The organism is Neobacillus niacini (genome assembly GCF_019749295.1).
Lineage (GTDB): Bacteria > Bacillota > Bacilli > Bacillales > Cytobacillaceae > Neobacillus > Neobacillus niacini_D.
The window spans coordinates 89656-108796 of sequence record NZ_JACWFG010000013.1; the positions used below are offsets into that span (position 1 = coordinate 89656).

18 protein-coding genes and 1 pseudogene are annotated in these 19141 nt (G+C 37.0%); all 19 read left to right on the plus strand.

Annotation, left to right across the window (positions count from 1 at the left end; translation table 11 throughout):
- Positions 1–31 precede the first annotated feature (31 nt).
- The 19 genes and pseudogenes from H0184_RS18305 (at position 32) to H0184_RS18390 (ending at position 19121) form a co-directional block, all read left to right on the plus strand.
- Positions 32–2389 carry an FdhF/YdeP family oxidoreductase gene (locus tag H0184_RS18305; RefSeq protein ID WP_221827475.1) on the plus strand — a complete coding sequence of 786 codons (2358 nt, stop codon included), beginning with the start codon at positions 32–34 and terminating at the stop codon, positions 2387–2389.
- A 30-nt stretch (positions 2390–2419) separates the two neighbouring features.
- Entirely contained in the window at positions 2420–3238 is an 819-nt protein-coding gene (gene fdhD, locus H0184_RS18310) for a formate dehydrogenase accessory sulfurtransferase FdhD (RefSeq protein ID WP_221827476.1), read from the plus strand.
- Between the two features lie 265 nt (positions 3239–3503).
- Positions 3504–4469: an FtsH protease activity modulator HflK gene (gene hflK / locus H0184_RS18315; RefSeq protein WP_221827477.1), complete on the plus strand. Its 966-nt coding sequence runs from the start codon at positions 3504–3506 to the stop codon at positions 4467–4469.
- Positions 4462–5394: a protease modulator HflC gene (gene hflC, locus H0184_RS18320; RefSeq protein WP_221827478.1), complete on the plus strand. Its 933-nt coding sequence runs from the start codon at positions 4462–4464 to the stop codon at positions 5392–5394. The genes hflK and hflC overlap by 8 nt, the downstream gene beginning before the upstream one ends.
- A gap of 239 nt (positions 5395–5633) precedes the next feature.
- Positions 5634–6080, plus strand: coding sequence for a GNAT family N-acetyltransferase (locus tag H0184_RS18325; RefSeq protein WP_221827479.1), 447 nt, complete (start codon positions 5634–5636; stop codon positions 6078–6080).
- Between the two features lie 122 nt (positions 6081–6202).
- Positions 6203–6391: a hypothetical protein gene (locus tag H0184_RS18330; protein ID WP_221827697.1), complete on the plus strand. Its 189-nt coding sequence runs from the start codon at positions 6203–6205 to the stop codon at positions 6389–6391.
- Positions 6392–7009: 618 nt separating this feature from the next.
- A complete protein-coding gene (locus tag H0184_RS18335) occupies positions 7010–7462 on the plus strand; it encodes a hypothetical protein (RefSeq protein WP_221827480.1) in 453 nt (150 codons plus the stop codon).
- A gap of 54 nt (positions 7463–7516) precedes the next feature.
- Positions 7517–8059 carry a hypothetical protein gene (locus H0184_RS18340; RefSeq protein WP_221827481.1) on the plus strand — a complete coding sequence of 181 codons (543 nt, stop codon included), beginning with the start codon at positions 7517–7519 and terminating at the stop codon, positions 8057–8059.
- 46 nt (positions 8060–8105) lie between these two features.
- Positions 8106–8456, plus strand: a complete 351-nt coding sequence (locus H0184_RS18345) for a DUF1428 family protein (protein ID WP_221827482.1) — start codon at positions 8106–8108, stop codon at positions 8454–8456.
- 333 nt (positions 8457–8789) lie between these two features.
- Entirely contained in the window at positions 8790–12404 is a 3615-nt protein-coding gene (locus tag H0184_RS18350) for an AAA family ATPase (RefSeq protein ID WP_221827483.1), read from the plus strand.
- Entirely contained in the window at positions 12397–12834 is a 438-nt protein-coding gene (locus H0184_RS18355) for a hypothetical protein (protein ID WP_221827484.1), read from the plus strand. The genes H0184_RS18350 and H0184_RS18355 overlap by 8 nt, the downstream gene beginning before the upstream one ends.
- Before the next feature lie 10 nt (positions 12835–12844).
- Positions 12845–13450: a hypothetical protein gene (locus tag H0184_RS18360; RefSeq protein ID WP_221827485.1), complete on the plus strand. Its 606-nt coding sequence runs from the start codon at positions 12845–12847 to the stop codon at positions 13448–13450.
- A 208-nt stretch (positions 13451–13658) separates the two neighbouring features.
- The gene (locus tag H0184_RS18365; protein ID WP_221827486.1) at positions 13659–14147 is read left to right on the plus strand and encodes a CBO0543 family protein; all 489 of its coding nucleotides are present in this window, start codon (positions 13659–13661) and stop codon (positions 14145–14147) included.
- The gene (locus tag H0184_RS18370) at positions 14144–14611 is read left to right on the plus strand and encodes a CBO0543 family protein (RefSeq protein ID WP_221827487.1); all 468 of its coding nucleotides are present in this window, start codon (positions 14144–14146) and stop codon (positions 14609–14611) included. The genes H0184_RS18365 and H0184_RS18370 overlap by 4 nt, the downstream gene beginning before the upstream one ends.
- Positions 14612–14893: 282 nt before the next feature.
- Positions 14894–15139, plus strand: a pseudogene (locus H0184_RS27755) (cytoplasmic protein).
- A 93-nt stretch (positions 15140–15232) separates the two neighbouring features.
- Positions 15233–15748, plus strand: a complete 516-nt coding sequence (locus H0184_RS18375; protein ID WP_221827488.1) for a hypothetical protein — start codon at positions 15233–15235, stop codon at positions 15746–15748.
- 591 nt (positions 15749–16339) lie between these two features.
- Positions 16340–17200, plus strand: a complete 861-nt coding sequence (locus H0184_RS18380) for a GNAT family N-acetyltransferase (protein WP_260631662.1) — start codon at positions 16340–16342, stop codon at positions 17198–17200.
- Positions 17201–17350: 150 nt separating this feature from the next.
- Positions 17351–18478: a DUF418 domain-containing protein gene (locus H0184_RS18385; RefSeq protein WP_221827489.1), complete on the plus strand. Its 1128-nt coding sequence runs from the start codon at positions 17351–17353 to the stop codon at positions 18476–18478.
- A 64-nt stretch (positions 18479–18542) separates the two neighbouring features.
- On the plus strand, positions 18543–19121 hold the full coding sequence (locus tag H0184_RS18390) for a dihydrofolate reductase family protein (RefSeq protein WP_221827490.1): 579 nt from the start codon (positions 18543–18545) through the stop codon (positions 19119–19121).
- Positions 19122–19141 lie beyond the last annotated feature (20 nt).

The following is a 19141-nucleotide window of genomic DNA, read 5'->3' on the forward strand; positions in this document are numbered from 1 at the left end:
AAAACTCGAAAAACTAGAGGGGGAATTATAAGTGGGAAAAACACTTCATCCAGGTCGACAAAAAAAGGCAAAATTGCCTGCACCTGAACATTGGGTAAGTCCAATCCCTTTCGGACTAGGAAAGATAAAGCCAAAACATATTCGAGATACTATGAAAATCGCTTGGGATAATCGCGATAATTTAGGCTATGCCACGAATATTATTACAAAAGGTGTATGTGACGGCTGTGCACTTGGAGTGTCTGGTTTATATGATCAGACATTAGAGGGACCTCATATTTGTACCACTCGTATGAATGTACTTAGGCTAAATACAATGCCTGCCATTAAGCGTGAGATACTTCATGCTGATATTGATGAGCTAAGAAAATATGATAGCTCTGAGCTTCGTAAGCTTGGGCGTATTCCCTATCCGATGATTCGCAGAAAAGGAGAACGGACTTTTACTAGGATTAGTTGGGATGAAGCGATGAATCTCATAGCGGATAAAATGAAGAAGTTGAACCCAAAGCAATATTCGTTTTATTTAACGGCACGTGGAATTACCAATGAAAGCTATTACGTTGCCGGTAAGGTAGCACGTTTTCTTGGGACCAATCATATTGATAATGCTTCCCGTATTTGCCATGCTCCTAGTAAGACAGCTTTAAAACGTTCAATTGGTGTAGGAGCTTCTACCTCAAATTATTTGGATTGGATTGGAACAGATGTCTTGTTGTTTTGGGGGAGTGTTGCTTCAAATTCTTCACCTGTATCATCGAAATACATGCTAGAAGCAAAGAAGAAGGGGACGAAAATTATCGTTGTAAACCCTTACCGTGAGCCGGCCATGGATAAATATTGGATTCCCTCCAATCCTGAATCTGCCTTATTCGGAACGAAAATTGCCGATGATTTCTATCAGGTTAATATCGGCGGAGATATTGCCTTTATGCATGGGATTATGAAGCATTGGTTTGATTTGGAAGGAAGAGCCTATGGATCAGCGATTAACCATGAGTTTGTTCAAGACCATGTGTATGGTTATGAGGATTTAAAGAGAAAGGTCGAGGAGCAAAGCTGGGAAGAAATTATTGAATCATCTGGTGTTTCAAAAAATCGAATCATTCAATTAGCAGAGCTCCTAGCCACTAGTAAAAACGCTGTGTATTCATGGGCACTTGGACTAACGATGCACTCTTTTGCAACAGATAACATCTCACAAGTGGCAAATTTGGCATTGCTTCGCGGCCACTTAGGGCGTAAACACGCTGGGCTTATGCCCTTCCGCGGACATTCCAGTGTACAAGGGAGCGGCGAAATGGGAGCAGATCCATTCGTGCTGCCTGGCGGTGGCTGGGATGCCAAGAATGTGGAAAGGATAGCAAAACTATGGGGATTTGAACTTCCTAAATGGCAGGGAGATATCGTTGGTGTAACCTTGGAAAACATTGTCCTTCCAGAAGACCATGAACGGAAAGTGAAGTTATATTATCTATCTGGCGGTAACTTCTTAGAAACGATGCCAGACCCAGATTTCATTGAGTATGCCTTATCAGAGCTTGATGTTCGGGTACACCAAGATATTATTCTAAATACCTCAACATTAGTCGATGCCAAAGAAGCGGTAATCATACTTCCAGCTAAAACACGGTATGAACAGGAAGATGGCGGGACCAGCACCTCCACAGAAAGGATGGTCTACTACTCTCCTGAAATACCAGGGAACAAAAACAAAATCGAAGAAGCGCGTACTGAATGGAAAATATATATTGACCTTGCAAAGCGTGTAAAACCAAAGACTGCTCACTTGGTTGATTTTGCCGATGGATTTGCCATTCGTGATGAGATTGCGAAAGCAAACCCTGATTACGATGGAATTCAACACTTGAAAAAGCAAGGCGATGTATTCCAGTGGGGCGGTGCATGGTTATGTGAAGATGGAATTTGTCCAACACCAGATGGCAGGGCAAACTTAATTCCAGTTGAAATTCCAGATTTAAATAAAAAGCCAGAGCAGTTTGTCATTACATCGCGTCGGGGCAAACAATTTAATTCGATGGTTTATAAAGAAGTGGATCCATTAAACGGCGCAGGACGCTATGACGTATTAATGAGCCCCGTAGATGGACAAAAATTAAGCATTGCAGAGGGAGAAGGAATCGTTGTATACAACGGATTTGGTGTTTTTCAGGGTAAGGCAAAGTTCGTTGATATTGCGCCTGGGAATTTAGAAGTACACTTTCCTGAAGGTAACTTTTTGCTCCCACGGGGCAGGTACGAGAAGTTTGCAGGAATACCTGATTACAATATTACTGTAAATGTTGAAAAGGCTGAGCGCTATAACGCTCGTAAAGATACTCAATATGTTGAAAAGCCCGTTGAAGATCTTGAAACCGAAGTTAGCTAATAGGAAAAATATGGAGAGGGGGGGACGCTATTGTTTAAGGAAATTACAACTTCGCAAAACATTGTCAGATATAATGGACAGAGCTTTTTCGAGGAAGAGGATGACATTGCAGTTGAATCGGCTTTAACCATTATTCTAGATGGTAATGAGTTTGCTACCATGGTTTGTACTCCATCTGATTTGACCGAATTAGTGGTCGGTTTCCTTGCATCAGAGGGTGTTATTCGCTTTTATCGAGACATTGAATCCCTCTACATCGATGAAGAAAAGGGATTCGCCTATGTTGAACTTGTGAATAAACACTGTATTCAAAAGGAGTTCCACTCAAAGAGATTTATTGGATCTTGCTGCGGAAAAGGACGGCAATTTTACTTTCATAATGACATGAAGACCGCAAAGACGGTGATGACAAAATTGACCGTTACACCAGAACAATGTCGCGAGTTGATAAATAAAATGCAGGAAAACTCCTCACATTTCCAACAAACTGGCGGTGTGCACAATGCTGCGTTATGTACAAGAGATGGAATCGTTGTTTCTAGAACAGATATCGGCCGGCATAATGCCCTAGATAAACTATTTGGTTTTTGTATTATCAATCGAATTCCATTAAAGGATAAAATCATTGCCTTTAGTGGCCGGATTTCTTCAGAGGTTTTATTAAAGGCTTCAAAGATTGGTGTCGGAATTATTCTCTCAAAATCTGCACCAACCAATCTAGCCTTAGATTTGGCAGAGGAACTTGGTATTACGGCCGTCGGTTTCATCCGAGGAAACGGATTCAATGTATATACACATCAGCAAAGGATTCAAGGGATTGAATATAATCGGTCATCTTCTGTGTTATAAGTAATTTTCCATATTATTTTTAATATATGGATGGTACTTTTATATCCTTTAATAGAAAAATTTCGTCATCCCTAATTGATAAAAGAATTATAAATTTATCCATAGACATACAGACCTCTATATTTTCATAGGGGTCTTTTTGCTAACTATAAAAATAATTAAATAGGAATATAGCATGTGAATTTTTGCTATTTATTAAATATTGAAACTTTTTTGTAATCTAGCCGTAATAAAACTATAGGCACACAGAGAGAGGGGAGACAAAATGGTAAATCTAAAAAAGATATATACAACTGTTGGACTTATTTTTTTAGCAGCAATCGTCGTAATTGTTGGTTTCACCACTTGGTATACCGTCGATGAAAGTGAGCAAGCCGTTATTATTACTTTTGGTAAGGTTGAAGAGGGGGTAACGGAACCGGGGTTACACTTTAAGCTTCCATGGCCGATTCAATCCGTTGAAACGCTATCGAAGGAAACATTTAGTCTGCAATTTGGTTATGAAGAAAAAGATGGGCAAGTAAAAGAGTTTCCAAATGAAACGAAAATGATTACGGGTGATGAAAATATCGTGTTAGCGGATTTAGTCGTCCAATGGAAAATAACCGATCCTTCTAAATATTTGTTTAATTCCGAGGATCCAGAAGAAATCTTGTTTGATTCTACATCTGCATCCTTAAGAAGTATTATCGGCAGTTCGAAAATTGATGATGCTCTTACCTCTGGAAAGGCTGAAATTGAAGCAGAGGTACGGGATTTGTTATCCACATTGGTAGAAAAATACGATATTGGGATTTCGATCCTAGCTGTCAAGCTGCAGGATGTAGAGTTGCCGAATGAAGAGGTCAGAAAGGCATTTACAAATGTAACAGATGCACGTGAAACGATGAACACAAAGATTAATGAGGCAGGGAAATATCGAAACAAACGGACCAACGAAGCTAAAGGTGAAGTGGCTGCACTCAAGTCAAAAGCCCAAGGTGATAAAGCAGCAAGGATAGAAACGGCAAGAGGGGATGTTTCCGTATTCAATAAGCTCTATGCTGAATATGCTACGAATCCTGAAATTACACGTGAACGACTCATTTTAGAAACACTTGAACAGGTTCTCCCTAACGCTGAAATCTATATCATGAACGATAATGGAGATACGTTAAAATATTTCCCAATCAGACCTTTGGAGAATCAACAGCCTAAGGCAAATGAGGAAGGAAGTGAAAAAAATGAGTAATGATAATGTAGTCAATATCGAAGGCCGTGCTCCCAAATTCAATTTGAAAAACTACACAAAAATAGGCAGCATTTTCGTTATCGTCATCATCCTTTTAGCTGTATTTATTGCAAATCTCATCGTTGTTAAAGAAGGCGAATATAAAGTAATTCGTCAGTTTGGAGAAGTGGTACGGATAGTGAAAACCCCTGGTTTAACTTATAAAGTTCCGTTCATTCAAAGTGTCTCAACGCTGCCGAAATACCAAATGACATATGATGTGAATGAAGCTGAAATTAACACCAAGGACAAAAAAAGGATGCTCATTGACAACTATGCTATATGGAGAATTGAAGATCCGAAAAAGATGATTACCAATGCAAGAACCGTTGAAAAAGCAGAATCCCGTATGGAGGAATTTATTTACTCTGTTGTTCGTTCAGAGCTTGGTCAATTAAACTATGATGAAATCATAAATGATGAGAAATCTTCACGTGGTTCTTTAAATGATCGGATTACTGAAAAGGTGAATGACCTCCTTGGAAAAGATAATTATGGTATTGTGGTTACTGACGTGAGGATGAAACGGACCGATCTACCTAAGGAGAATGAACAGTCCGTATTCACGAGAATGATTTCGGAACGAGAATCGAAAGCACAGGAATATTTGTCTATGGGTGATGCTGAAAAGAATAGAATTGAAGCCGATACGGATCGCGAAGTGCAGGAGTTGCTGGCAAAAGCAAAAGCGGAAGCAGAAGTTATCCGTGCTGAAGGGGAAGCGGAAGCAGCTAGAATCTATAATGAGGCATTCTCAAAAGATCCAACCTTTTATTCCATGTACCGTACTTTAGAATCTTATAAAAAGACGATTAATGACAAGAGTGTTATCGTTCTGCCATCAGATTCGCCATATGCACGTTTGTTGATGGGGTATACGGATTAACGTTTAAATGAATGGAAGTGCCCTGCTATTGCTTTGGCGTAGTAGGGCATATCTGTTTCTACCGTTCATCTGCTAGAGGCAGCAAACTGCCTGTCATTAATTTTTACAAGACAGAGATTCATTCAACCATTTAATGAGCATTGTTATAGAGATATGGCAATCCCATAAAAAGTGAGCTATTGTAAAGTAATTAAAGGAAAGTAGACATTCTAGTTTAAATACATAGGAGGATAAATTAAATGAAGGTAAGTATTTTACAACCTAGCAATCACGAGGATATGAAGAAGCTATTTTTAGATGTATTTTCAAATGACCCTTGGTTTGATAAGTGGAATAGCAACCAATTAGACTTATATATGAAAGATTTAACAGAGAATAATAACTCGCTGTCACTCGCTTTATTTGATGAAAAAGAAGAGCTAATTGGCTGTTCATTAGGATATATTTTTAACTGGTGGGAAGGCCGGGAATATTTTATTAAGGAATTCTTTATTTCTAGAAAAAAGCAAAGCCAAGGGGCAGGTAGTACTTTTCTTACATTAATAAAAGAAAGATTAAGAGTTGAAGATGTTCAGCATATAACATTAGCGACTGAAAAGGATGTCCCAGCTTATCATTTTTATCAAAAAAATGGATTTTCAGTATCGGAAAAATCAGCGTTTTTAGTTAAAAGAGTCTCAGAATAATCAACTCTAAAAGGGTTGAAACGAACACTCCGATAATAAATGAACGGGTTTACTTCTAAGAATTAATCATCATTCTTACTATATAATTGAACCATATTATTCATCAGAAAGGGCTGATAACGATAATGAAATTATCTTTTAGCGGATTAAAATATGGAGAACGCAATGTGGAACTAAAGTTACTGGTGGATGTACAAAATGATTGGTTTGAGGTAATGCATACCAAGGAAGTGTCTCAAGTAATGAATAAGTCAACTGGTGAATATATTCAAGTACAACGAAACACATTGAAATCTGAGGTTGTTTCATAGGACGAAGATTTTGGGAAGAAAGTAATTAAGCTACGTGGTGCTTTAGTGAAATAAGATTTACAAAAAGGCTTAGAGTTGAAAATAACTCATAAGCCTTTTTGACTGTGACGTATATTGTGATTTGTGTTGTGAAATCTATGTTATTTACTGTGTGATTAGGTCTGTGATATGACGTTTTGCACCTCACAAGTAAACCCGTTAATAATTAATCGGGGTGTTTACTTTATTCCCATTAAAAGTGATCAACTTTAATTAAAATTCAGTATATTGTCATTTTTTCTCTACCTTTCTGAATGTAATAATGATAGATTTAAATTGGCTGGAAATCTTCTAAGTAACACCTAACATCTTTTAAAAGGGGAGATAAAATTGTATTAGAGTAGACGTGTGTTTTCAATATTAACTGGGTAAAGCAGGTTTATTTTGTTATTGAATAATGAATAAATTCCACAAATTAATCGTAAATATCTTCTTTCTTCTACTATATTTAATCTCAAGATTTTTCCCCTCTGCTTTTTTTATCACATTCTTTATTTTTTCACTTTTTAGATTAGTTGCAGTATATTACAAATTTGCTATTTATTAACGTTTGATAATCGATAAATGGAGGCATTTTTCATGGAGGAAACACTAAATAGTATTCTTTCAGAACTAAAACAATTAAATAAGGAGCAAAAAGATTTATTGATAGGGCAAAAAGAACTAACAAGTCGTATAGAAAATTTAGAAAAAGGTCATAAAAAATTAATGACATCTAGTACGAAAAATTTAAATAAGATTCATCAAGAGTTAATAATAGGCCAGCAACAGTTAAAGCTTAAGATTGATAGTATAGAAAAATTAAAAGATCCTTCACTTTTGGGGCAAAATGAATTAAAAGAATTAATAATAAAAACGACAGCGTATATGTCTGGAAAACTTTCAGTTTCGGAAAGAATGAAGTTGGAAATCGAATGGTTAAATGAAAGTGAGCGGCAAGAGCTTCTGAATAATATTAATGATAAAAATTTTAGAAGTAAGCATAATACATGGTCGGAAGATTGGGATGATGATCAGTATAATGATTACTAAAATAAAAACAATTATGTTGGATCGACCTATATAATAAAAAAGAGGGGTTCATTCATGGAAGAAAAATTAAATATTATTATTACAGAACTAGGAAATTTAAATAAAGGTCAATACGAATTACTATCTCGTGCTGATAAAATAGAAAACGGCCAGCTGGAACTAATGGGACGTTCAGAAAAGTTGGAAAAAGGTGTTACCGAATTAATGGGTCGTACATATAACGTAGAAAAAGGCGTGACAGTTTTAATGGTAAGCACTGAAAATTTACAAAAAGGACAAGATAAAATAATTGACCGAACTGAAAGTTTAGAAAAGGGTGTGACCGAGTTAATTGGCCGCACTGATAATTTAGAAAAAGGTCAAGAAGTATTAATATGTCGCACTGAAAATTTAGAAAAGGGTCAGGATATATTGTCATCTGGACAAAATGAAATAAAAGAATTAATTAAACATACAACTACATTTATGACTGAAAACTTCACGTATTTTCGAAAAGATATGAAAGCATTAGCTTTGGAAGTTAACTCTGATGTTGAGCTATTGTTCAAAGAGATGGGAGATGTAAAGAGAAAGGTGAATAAACTAGAACAGAAATAAAGATCTCTTTGTTATTTATTTAAAAAATGTAGAGAGGGAGATTTTTATGTACAATGTCTTATATTTATATCCTGTCCTGAAAGATAAAAAAGATAGGTTTATAGAGATTAACAAAAAGGCATCCCTTATTTACAAGGAATATGGTGCTGTTGAAGATGAGATTTTCCAAGGCACTTTTTTTGATGCTATCTATGGTTGTAAAGGGATGAAGTCATCGGTAGATTTTCATGAAAATGAAACTTTGATGTGCTCAGTTTCTACATTTAATAGTAAACATCATCATGATATGGTAATGGAAAAGGTTGACTGTGATAGGCGAATTGAAGAATTATATAATGAGATGATTAACGTTGTAGATATGAGCCGAGTTGTTCGCGGTGAATTTGTAAAGGTTTAATGATACGATACATACTTTGATTAATAACCTGTATTTTGGTGAAATAAATGGTACAAAAATGGCTTAGAGTTGACATAACTCTAAGCCATTTTAACAGTTTAAAAAACATGTGCTTTTATTTGGGTATTATTGGTTAATAATAGGTAGGAAATGTCATGTTTCGTCAATGAACAGGTTACATACCAAACTTTGTCTCAGAACTAAAAAACAAAATCTCTACTAAATATTCTAGATGACCACTTTATAGGGACAATGCATTCAGGGTCGAAATAAAGAAACTGGGGAAAATAAGTCATAATAATAGGAAATCAAAAGTAGTAAGGGTGGAAATAGATGAGTTTTCAAAAATGGTTGAGGATTGTGGTTCCAGAGGTTCAGCTAATTGATTTTATTCAAAAAGAGGGGTTTCGCGGGAAGAAACGAAGAAATGTAATGGTGACACAAATGAGTGCAGGGGGAGGAAGTATTCCAACTAGTTCAGCCATTCCAGGCACCAATCATTCAAGTATTCCTCAAAGCGGTGGAGCAATGAAGGAAGCAGCTCGGGATGCTAGACTTGGGATTAAAAATCTCACTCTAAACACATCCAATGAAGAACTTGACAAGCTCTTTGAAGAAATCAAAATTATCCTCAATACCCATGTCCTCGGACAAGCAAGATACATAGATGATTTACTGGTTTGTTATAAAAAGGCGTTCTTGGCGAGAAATAAAGGGAGTGTTCAAAATACCATTTTACTGAGCGGACCTGCCGGAACGGGGAAAAGCCTTAGCTTAAATATTTTAATCAACGAACTTTATAAAAAGAAGCTTATTCCCTATAAAAGTTATTCTACCATTGACTTAAGCCAATATGGGGAAAGAGATATTCATACCAACTTTATTGTGGACTGTTCTGCATTATTTAGTTATGGAATCGGGAGTGTATGTTTCACGGGTTTTGAAAAAGCACATGCCGATGTTCTTCATTATGTAACCAAGCTGTTTAGAGATGGGTATTTCCGGACGCCGGAAGGGATTGTTGTCAGTGCTTCCGATTATTTCTTACTTCTCTATATGGATGGCGAAGTAAAGGAAAAGGATACGGGCCAGCAAATTCCTTTGTCTATTGCTAATCGTGTCCAACCTGGATTGTTGCGGGAGATTCAATCCTTTGCGTATACAGAACCATTGAAAATCGATTCTCTTCGCAGCATTTTACATATGCAGCTTCAACAAGCAGCAGCAAAATTACAAACGCAGGCTCAGGTTTCGGTGCAATTTGATGCCAATGTATTTACTGACCTGGCTCAAAGAATTCTAGCTTCGAAAAGATATGGAGAGGCCATTTCTGAGCTGGTAGAAAATCACTTTTTATCTGTCCTTTTAGATGCTCGGGCAAGAGGACGAATTAGCAGCAGCCAAGTAATCTCTGTGAAAATGGAAAATGACCGCTTTATTGCCGATACAGGTAAGGAGAGAATTTTACTTAAAACCATTTCGATTATTAAAGAAGAAACATTAGATGACATCCTAGCTGAACTAGATAGTTTGGTTGGATTGGATTCGGTTAAAACCTTTGTTCACGAGCTTCTGCAAACGGTGAGATTACAGAAACAGCGTGAAGCTCTTGGTGGGAAAATAACCCCTATGACCTTACATATGGTTTATACAGGGAACCCTGGAACAGGGAAAACATCTGTTGCACGATTGATTTCAAGAATTTTAAAAGCGATGGGCCTCATGTCACAAGGGCAGCTTGTAGAGGTGGCTAGGCAGGACCTTGTTGGGGAATATGTTGGTTCCACCGCACCTAAAACAGAAGCAAAGATTCAAAGTGCCCTTGGCGGGGTGCTCTTTGTTGATGAGGCCTACACCCTTGCGCGGAATAAACATGACAGCTTTGGACTTGAGGCAATTGATACATTGGTTAAAGGAATGGAGGACCACCGCGATCAATTGGTTGTCATTCTTGCTGGATACACCAATGAAATGGAAACCTTTCTAAAATCGAATCCAGGTCTTCGTTCGAGATTTCCGTTCATTGTGGAGTTCCCTGACTATACACCTAAAGAAATGATGGATATTCTCCTCATCCAAGCCAAACAGCGTGATTATGTGATTGATTCATCTGCACATGAAGGATTAATCGAATTATTCGCCAAAAAACAGATTCCTGGGAGAAATGACAGCGGCAATGGAAGGCTTGTTCGTAATTTAATGGAAGAAGCAATTCGCAAGCAATCTGTCCGGATTACTGAAAATAGCACGAAGGAAAATCAACCGGCGTTAAATACATTGATCAGTATTGATTTTGGAATCGGAGTTAAAGAAGAGTTTGACTTAGAAAATGCGCTTAAAAATATTATTGGCCTAGACAACGTGAAACATTTTATTCGTTCCTTAGAGAAGCAAATACTAGCCAATAAACGTCGGAAGGAAGCGGGAATCCAAACCCAGAATGATCAAACCCTGAATATTATCTTCTCCGGAAATCCCGGAACAGGTAAAACCACGGTTGCACGCTTGTTTGCCTCCATGCTGAAATCCATGGGTGTCATTAAACGAGGGCATCTTGTAGAGGTGGATCGCTCTCACCTTGTGGCAGAGTATGTAGGACAAACAGCCGTAAAAACAACGGAAGTAGTGGAAAGTGCATTGGGAGGCGTCTTATTCATTGATGAAGCTTATTCTCTTGTGGAGGAAGGAACTGCAGGGGGAGGATTTGGGAAAGAGGCCATCGATACGTTGGTTCGCTTAATCGAAAATCATCGTGAAAACCTAGTCGTCATTCTTGCAGGCTATACCAATGAAATGCAAAGGTTTCTGGAGTCTAACCCTGGGCTATCCTCACGGTTTCCATTAAATATCACGTTTCCAGATTATAGTGCTGAACAATTATCTCAAATGACCAATATCATCGCTAAGTCCAAGGGCTTTGTTGTATCAGAGGATGTAACAACGGCGCTAATGAAATTTTATGAGAAAAGGCAAATCCCTGGTAAAAATGATAGCGGAAATGGACGGCTTGTTCGCAATACAGTAGAAAAAGCGATTCGAAATCAATCGATTCGAATCGTAGAGCAGCCTGATTTAGCGGTAGAGGAGCTGAATCGGTTAACACTTGAAGATTTCCAGCTGGCAGCTGTGGAGAAAAAAGAAACAGCCTTGAAAGAATTAGAGCAAGTGATTGGCTTGGAGAAAATCAAGGAATTCGTTCGGTCATTGTCCGCTCAAATCGAAATTGCAAAAAAGAGAGAAGAATTAGGGCTGCCAAAGGCTGGCTCACAATCTCTTCATATGGTGTTTAAAGGGAATCCTGGTACCGGTAAAACCATGATAGCGCGAATTTTAGCCAAACGCTTGAAGGAGCTTGGGGTTATTAAACAGGATAAACTCGTTGAAACCGATCGATCTGGTCTCGTTGCTGGTTATGTGGGCCAAACGGCTCTCAAAACGAGACGGGTACTGGAGCAAGCATTGGGTGGAGTTTTATTTATTGATGAGGCGTATGCGTTATTGGGAAGCGGCAATGATTTTGGCCAAGAGGCCATTGATACGATCGTTAAATTTATGGATGATCACCGAGAAAATATCATCGTGATTCTAGCTGGATATGATGAGGATATGGAAAGGTTTTTGGACTCGAATGCGGGCTTGCGATCACGTTTTCCTACAATTATCGATTTTCCAGATTATACGCCGAATGAACTGTTACAAATTAGTCGTCTTATCTTTAAAGGAAAAGGCTTTGAAGTTTCTCCGGATACTGAAGCAGCTTTACTTAAAACCTTTTATAAAAATAAACAAGTTGAAAATGCGGGTAATGGGAGAATGGCAAGAAACATGTGTGAGTTAGCCATCCGTAACCATGCTCTGCGTGTCAGCCAAATAGACAATCCTGATGTAGAACAATTGGTAACAATTCTTCCGCAGGATATTCCGGAAGTAGGTGAACAAATTGGGTAAACTATTTGCAATCATAGGTGCTATAGCCTATTACCTTTTCTATCCGTTTCTCTTAATCATGATTTTACTAGGACCCATTATGGAGTTTCCAGTTCTGCTGGAGATCTATGAACTCGAAACGCCTAGAGCAGGTCTAACTTTATCTGTGCTATGTATAGTAGGAATCCTTTTATTCTTGTCCTATAAATACCCAAGGCTTGGGTGGTTATATCGAAAATTCCCGGTCATGATTCCATTATTACAGATGTTTTTTATCACATTGACAGGTATTGAATTGGGTATATTCTTTGCGAATCTATGGGCGGATAAATTCCTTTACAGTAAAGGCGTGGCTATTTTCTTATCCATTGTTAGTTTAATTATCGTGCGAAGCTATTTATCGTATTGGTATAGTAAATATCCAATCAGTTATAAAGTTCACAAGGTGTAAGGGGATCGTTATGAAAAAAGTGAAAAAGCAATCAAATCAACCAAGTACGGAATTTGACCAGCTAAGCAGTGAGTATAGTCAAGATCAGGCAGCACCAGAAATTGTCCCGCATCAATCGAAGATTCGAAGGTCATTAGGCTGGAGCGCGTTAACGATTGTCGGAATTGCTATTCTCAGCGGCTTTTTTACAACTAGTTACAGTGATGAAGGTACAGCAGAGGAAGTAGTTGCGAATCGAATCAGTACTGCAACTGAAGCAGGTGAAAACTTGTTTACAGAAGAAAACAATGCAAATATTGAGGCAAGAGATTTTGAGGTCACAAATGCTGGCTCTGATGGCGGAGAAGCTAGGATGTTAATTTGGGACTTTAACCTAGAGGATTTTGATGAAGTCGCTGTTTTGGTTGATGGCGTACCCGTCAAAGAAAAATTGATTTTGTCAGAAAATGCAGCTGCCATCAGTATACCTGTTCCGAGTACTGTTACGGTCAGAGGGGTAAAAGACGTAGGCGGCGGGATCTCATACGCAGTTAAATTCCCGAACAATAAATCAACATACTTCAATGTGGTAACCGTTGGACAATCAAATACTTATACGGTCTTACCTAGACCGTAATGAAATTGTTATTGAAAAAGATGGTATGGAACTGGACTTTCATGCCATCTTTTTATATTTCCCTGTAAAAATAAAAGAAAGAATTTCGATATTCGTTTAATTAAGACTTAAGACTTGGGCAGTTGACTTAGAGGAAGATAGGATGATTGAATTAATAGACATCAATCGGGATATATTATCATTAAGTCTCTTTAAATGGTGATATTTTATGAACCTAGATAGATGGATTTTAATAGCCATTATTTGCTTTAGTATAATTATGATATGGATTATGGTCCCAAAGAAAAAGGCAAGAGAAGCTTGGGTACTTTTCCTATCTATGGGAATGATTACATGGCCAGCTGGTTTGCTTGCAGTTGAAATGGGTTGGATTAAATATCCAGTACAGTTGCTTGCCAGAGCAAATGATTATAACAAGGCAAGTTTTACTTATGAATTTTTTTTGTTCCCTATGACATCTGTTGTTTTTAGCTTATATTATTCCAAAGTTGTATCAAAAATCGGTCAGTTCTTATATTTCTTTCTATTTGCAGGCATGTTTACAATAATGGAAATAATTTTAGAGAAGACAACGATGCTCGTGGAATATGATGAGTGGAAATGGTATTGGACGCTTTTTACTTTAATGGTTTCGTTATATTTAAATCATAAATACTATGAATGGTTTAAAAAAAGATTAAGAGTGGTCTCATTATGAGCAAAGAGATTATTGTTATCATCGTATCGTGGATCATTGCCATACTTTGCTTACTTAAATTTATTCCAAAAGAACGAATGAGAGAAGCACATATTTCTTTTTTATTTACTCAAACATTGGCTTGGATATTTGAATTTATTCAAGTTCATTTTGGGTTGGTTGAGTTTCCATTTAGAGAATTTCATCATACAACTAAAATGAGTTTTTCTCTTCACTATTTAGTGATACCTTCTTTTGGCGTGTTTTTTATACTCTTATATCCCTTAAATAACGGGATATTTAGAAGAGTATTACATTACTTGATTTTTTCATCAGCAATTGCAACCTATTCTACATTGGTGGAACATTTCACGTCATTAATTGAATTTAAGAAATGGAACTGGATTATAGCTGTATTGGTTGACTGTTTTTTACTATGGTTTATTAAAAAGTTTATTTTTTGGTTTCGAAAGGAATTGCATTAATGGATTTATTTAAAGAAGTTTTTTTAAACCTGGCAAGGGTTGTGGAGATCATGATACATGGATTATCCGCCTCTTTAATAATGATGTTGATGGTTGTAATTTATCATTACTCAATATTAGCGAATCTATTGTGATTTCCTTTATTTAAAGTAACGTGGACTGTCATTGTGGCAGCTTTTTTATTTATGCGACGATACAGTTTAAGTTATAGAAGGATTCTTTGTACTTAGTCAAGAATACATAAAAAAGCAGAACTTGAGCAATTAAAAGAAGGTGAAAATAGTGGAAAAACAATTTGAAACTGCACACCGTTTTAGTAGTCATCATCGAAAGCAATTAGTAAAGGATAAAATATGTGGTTGCTTTTATTGTTTGAAAACCTTTACCCCCTCTCAAATTACCGATTGGTGAGATGATGAAAATACAGAATTATGTCCATACTGCGGAATTGATTCTATACTTGGAGAGAGTTCTAGTTTTCCCATCAATGAACAATTTCTTAAAGGAATGCATAAGGAATGGTTTTAGTATGCGGCTATGCAACAATTTGATATAGTAGAAGAAAAGTAGAGCCATTTACTATATTTCAGTTAAGACATACATAATGGAGAAAAAACGGAAATGAAAAGATTTCTTGATAGCTCAGAGGAATTATCCGGTAAGGATCAAGGTAACAACACAAGATACAGCCGTCGTATAACCATTAACGGAGAAACCAAAACCATTGCGGAGTGGTCTCGGATATCAGGTATTGGTCCCAAGGCCTTGAGATATAGAATAGAGTCGGGTTGGGAAGAACAAGACTTATTATTACCTGTTGGAGTTCAAAAGGTATATATTACGGTTGGAAACCAAACAAAAACCATCAATGAATGGTCTAAAGAAAAGGGATTATCTAATACCATTATTAGTAAACGTTACAAATCTGGTGTTAGGGGAGAAGATCTTTTTGCCAATAACCGAAAAATCATTCAGGTTGAAATCGATGGGGTTACGAAATCCTTATCAGGTTGGTCAAAGGAAACAGGCATACGACTCACCACACTATTACAACGATATAATAAAGGGAAACGTGGCAAAGACTTAATTGCGCAAACAAAGAAAAAAGCAATCGAACAACTGTCATGGGATCTTTAATAAAAGAACGAGCTGTGGGAATTGCTCCCATGCTCATTTTGTAAGCTTATATTTTACTATGACTAAAGATCATTATCGAAATAAATATTAACCATAGGGTGATCCCAGCTGTTTTTAGTTAGAGTATTCCCGGTAAATGTTTGACATCATTCTAACATTTACCGGGTGTTTTTTTATGGCTATATTTAACGAACATTAAGACACTTTTGGATGAAGGAGGGAAAGAACACAGGGAAACAAGTGCACTGGTAAGATATTAATAAATAAATTACCTTATTTCTTTAACGGGATATGAAAGGGAACGCTATATCAGAGGTTCCCATATTTCTTCTCGAAAAACAACAATACTATTTAACAAAGCTTTTTCAAAAAGGAAAGATTATGAAGTATTTTACTTAAACTTATGGGGTGCAAGAGTTCAAAGGGGTGATCGCTGCGGCGAGCCTTTTTTTATTAAGATAACTGGGAAGGTTAATGAAAGAGTCCAGATTAATCTTTTGTTCTGCAATTAGTCCAAATTGTTTAGAATAAAGGTAAAATAAAATTACTTATAGAAATAGTAATTTATCCGATTTTTAGGGAGGGATAATAATGGAAATGAAATTTAAAGTTTATGATAATGCTCATAAATTTGAAAGAAAGATAGAACCGATTTTATCGGAAAAAGAAGATGTTTTTAGTCTTTTTTGGGGTGTGCTTCAAGGAATTAAAGCGGGTAATTATGAGAATCCATTTATGGCGACAATTGAGAAGGATGGAAGTGTATTAGCTCTATTCCAAATGACACCCCCACATCCGTTAAATCTAATTTTTGTCGATGAAATCCGTATAGAAGAAATAATGGATGTGTTTATAAATAAAATGGTCGAACTTGAAATTAACTTTAATTCAATCATAAGTTTGAAACCGTGGGCATTTAAAGTCGCGAAGAAATGGGAAATAAAAACTGGTAGAACGCATCAACTACTTATGGATCAGGGATTGTATCGATTAAATAAGGTAAATGAAACGCTTGAACATAGTCCAGGTACTTGGCGCAATGCAGAAGAAAGTGATTCTTCACTTATCGAGAAGTGGTTCAACTTATTTGAAAGTGATACTGGATTGCCGATTTCGCCAATCGAACACGTGAAAAAACGTGTTGCCATGTTTCTAAAGGAACGGGAGGTTTTTCTTTGGGAGGATAAAGGAAAGATAGTATCTATGATGAAGAAGTCACGTCCGACAAAGAACGGTGTAACCGTTAGTTTTGTTTTTACACCAAAGGAAGAGCGTAAAAAGGGATATGCTCGGACACTTGTTACGGCGGTTTCAAGAGAACTACTCAAAGACTTCGACTTTTGTGTTCTATACACAGATATGATGAATCCGACATCGAATAAGATTTATAGGGAAATTGGCTATGAAAGGATTGCGGATTCTGTTCATCTTGGTTTTGATAAAAACGAATGAATTTGTCTCCATAACGATTCATATTTAAAGGGATTGGAGAAATCAGTTATTTAGCAGTAATTTTAAGTCGGTTGCTATCTGTATTCTTGGTTCAATCATAAAAAAATGTCCTCAGTAAAATCCAAAATATGAATTTGATAAGGAAAATTTATGAAAACGATGAACTCATCTGTTCCGAAAAGAAAATTAACACCAGACTTAGCACGAGGATTTATGTTGTTGTTTATTGCTTTGGCACATGCCAATCAATTCATTTTTTCAAAGGAACGAGAAATTACTATTACTGACCAATTAACGGTATTTATGAGGCAGGTGCTAATTGACGGACGTGCCTTCCCATTATTTGCTATCCTTTTTGGATATGGACTCCATCAAGTATTGAAAGGCCAAGAAAGAAAAGGAACCAACTGGAAGGATACTAAAAAAATATTCAGACGCAGGGGATTCTGGATGTTGGTAATTGGATTTTTCCATGCTACCCTATTTCTAGCGGATATTATTGGGGTGTATGGATTTATTGCACACCTGTTTGCAGGTTTATTTCTACGGTTATCCAATCGAAATATGATCCTGTTAGCTTTGTTTTTTCTCATTTTGGTAGGAGTATTTGCACCAGACATGCCTAGAGGCTTTGATGTATTAAATATGGAAGTGACGAATTCGGCTAGTATTGCAGATCCCATTGAGGCAGGTAGGAATCGGATGTTTGAGTGGATGTTTTACACACCTGTACTAAGTTATCAGGTGATACCCGGCGTGTTAATTGGTATATTAATGGCACGTTTTCAGGTAATCGATCACCCTAGAAGTCACAAGAGATTACTCCTCATGGCTGCGATAATTGGACTTTTCATTTCAACAGCTGGCGGGATCCCGATGGCGTTAATGTCGTCATTATTTTGGACAGATTACAATCATGTATGGGAGGTAACAGCAAAATCACTTCATACCATTACCGGTTACGCAGGTGGAATTGGATGGACCGCGCTGATTGGGTTGTTGGTCATTAAATTGGAAGGACAAAGTGGAAGCATTACAAAAGCAATTGCAGCTCTTGGACAGCGTTCATTGAGTTTTTATCTCTTTCAGTCGGTTCTATTTGTTACTATTTTATCTCCTTATGCTGGGGGACTAGGCGGTCAAATTGGCCAATTGGAGAGTGACCTGATCGCGGTGCTTGTTTGGGTTTCCACCGTATTACTTGCTAATTTTATGCAGAAAAGATCCATGAGAGGACCTTTTGAAACCTTCTTAAGAAAGAAATCATCGATACAGTAAATGAGATATTATGTAGGTTTAATGGTGAGAATTAATTGTTAATTAAGATTGGAGGCAAAAAATAATGTCTAATGTGGGGAAGCAAAGAAAAATAATACTAGATTTAGCTGTTACGTTAGATGGTTTTATTGAAGGGAAAAACGGCGAAGTGGATTGGTGCATAATGGACCCTGACATGAATTTTAATGATTTCTTGCATCAAATTGATACCATTTTATATGGGAGAAAGAGTTATGAGCTATGGGGAAAATACACTCCAGAAACAGAAGTGACGGAAACGGAGAAAGAATTATGGGAGTTGGTACATAGCAAGCAAAAATATGTGTTTTCGCGAACACAAAAGGGGAGTGACGATCCCGCCATATTTATAAATGAACAGATACTCGAAGAGGTCAATACTTTAAAGAATCAGCCTGGTAAAGACATTTGGTTATATGGCGGAGCCAGTCTTATTACTACTTTTATAAAATTAGGGCTTGTGGATGAATTTAGACTATCTGTTCACCCCGTAGTGTTGGGGGAAGGGAAACCGTTGTTTATGGATGTACAAGAGAGAGTACAGTTGAAATTGGTAAATACGAGAACCTTCTCCTCAGGCGTTGTCCAGCTAATCTATCATTTAAATAGGGAGAATATGAATTAATTCTATTGGTTTGGTAGAGC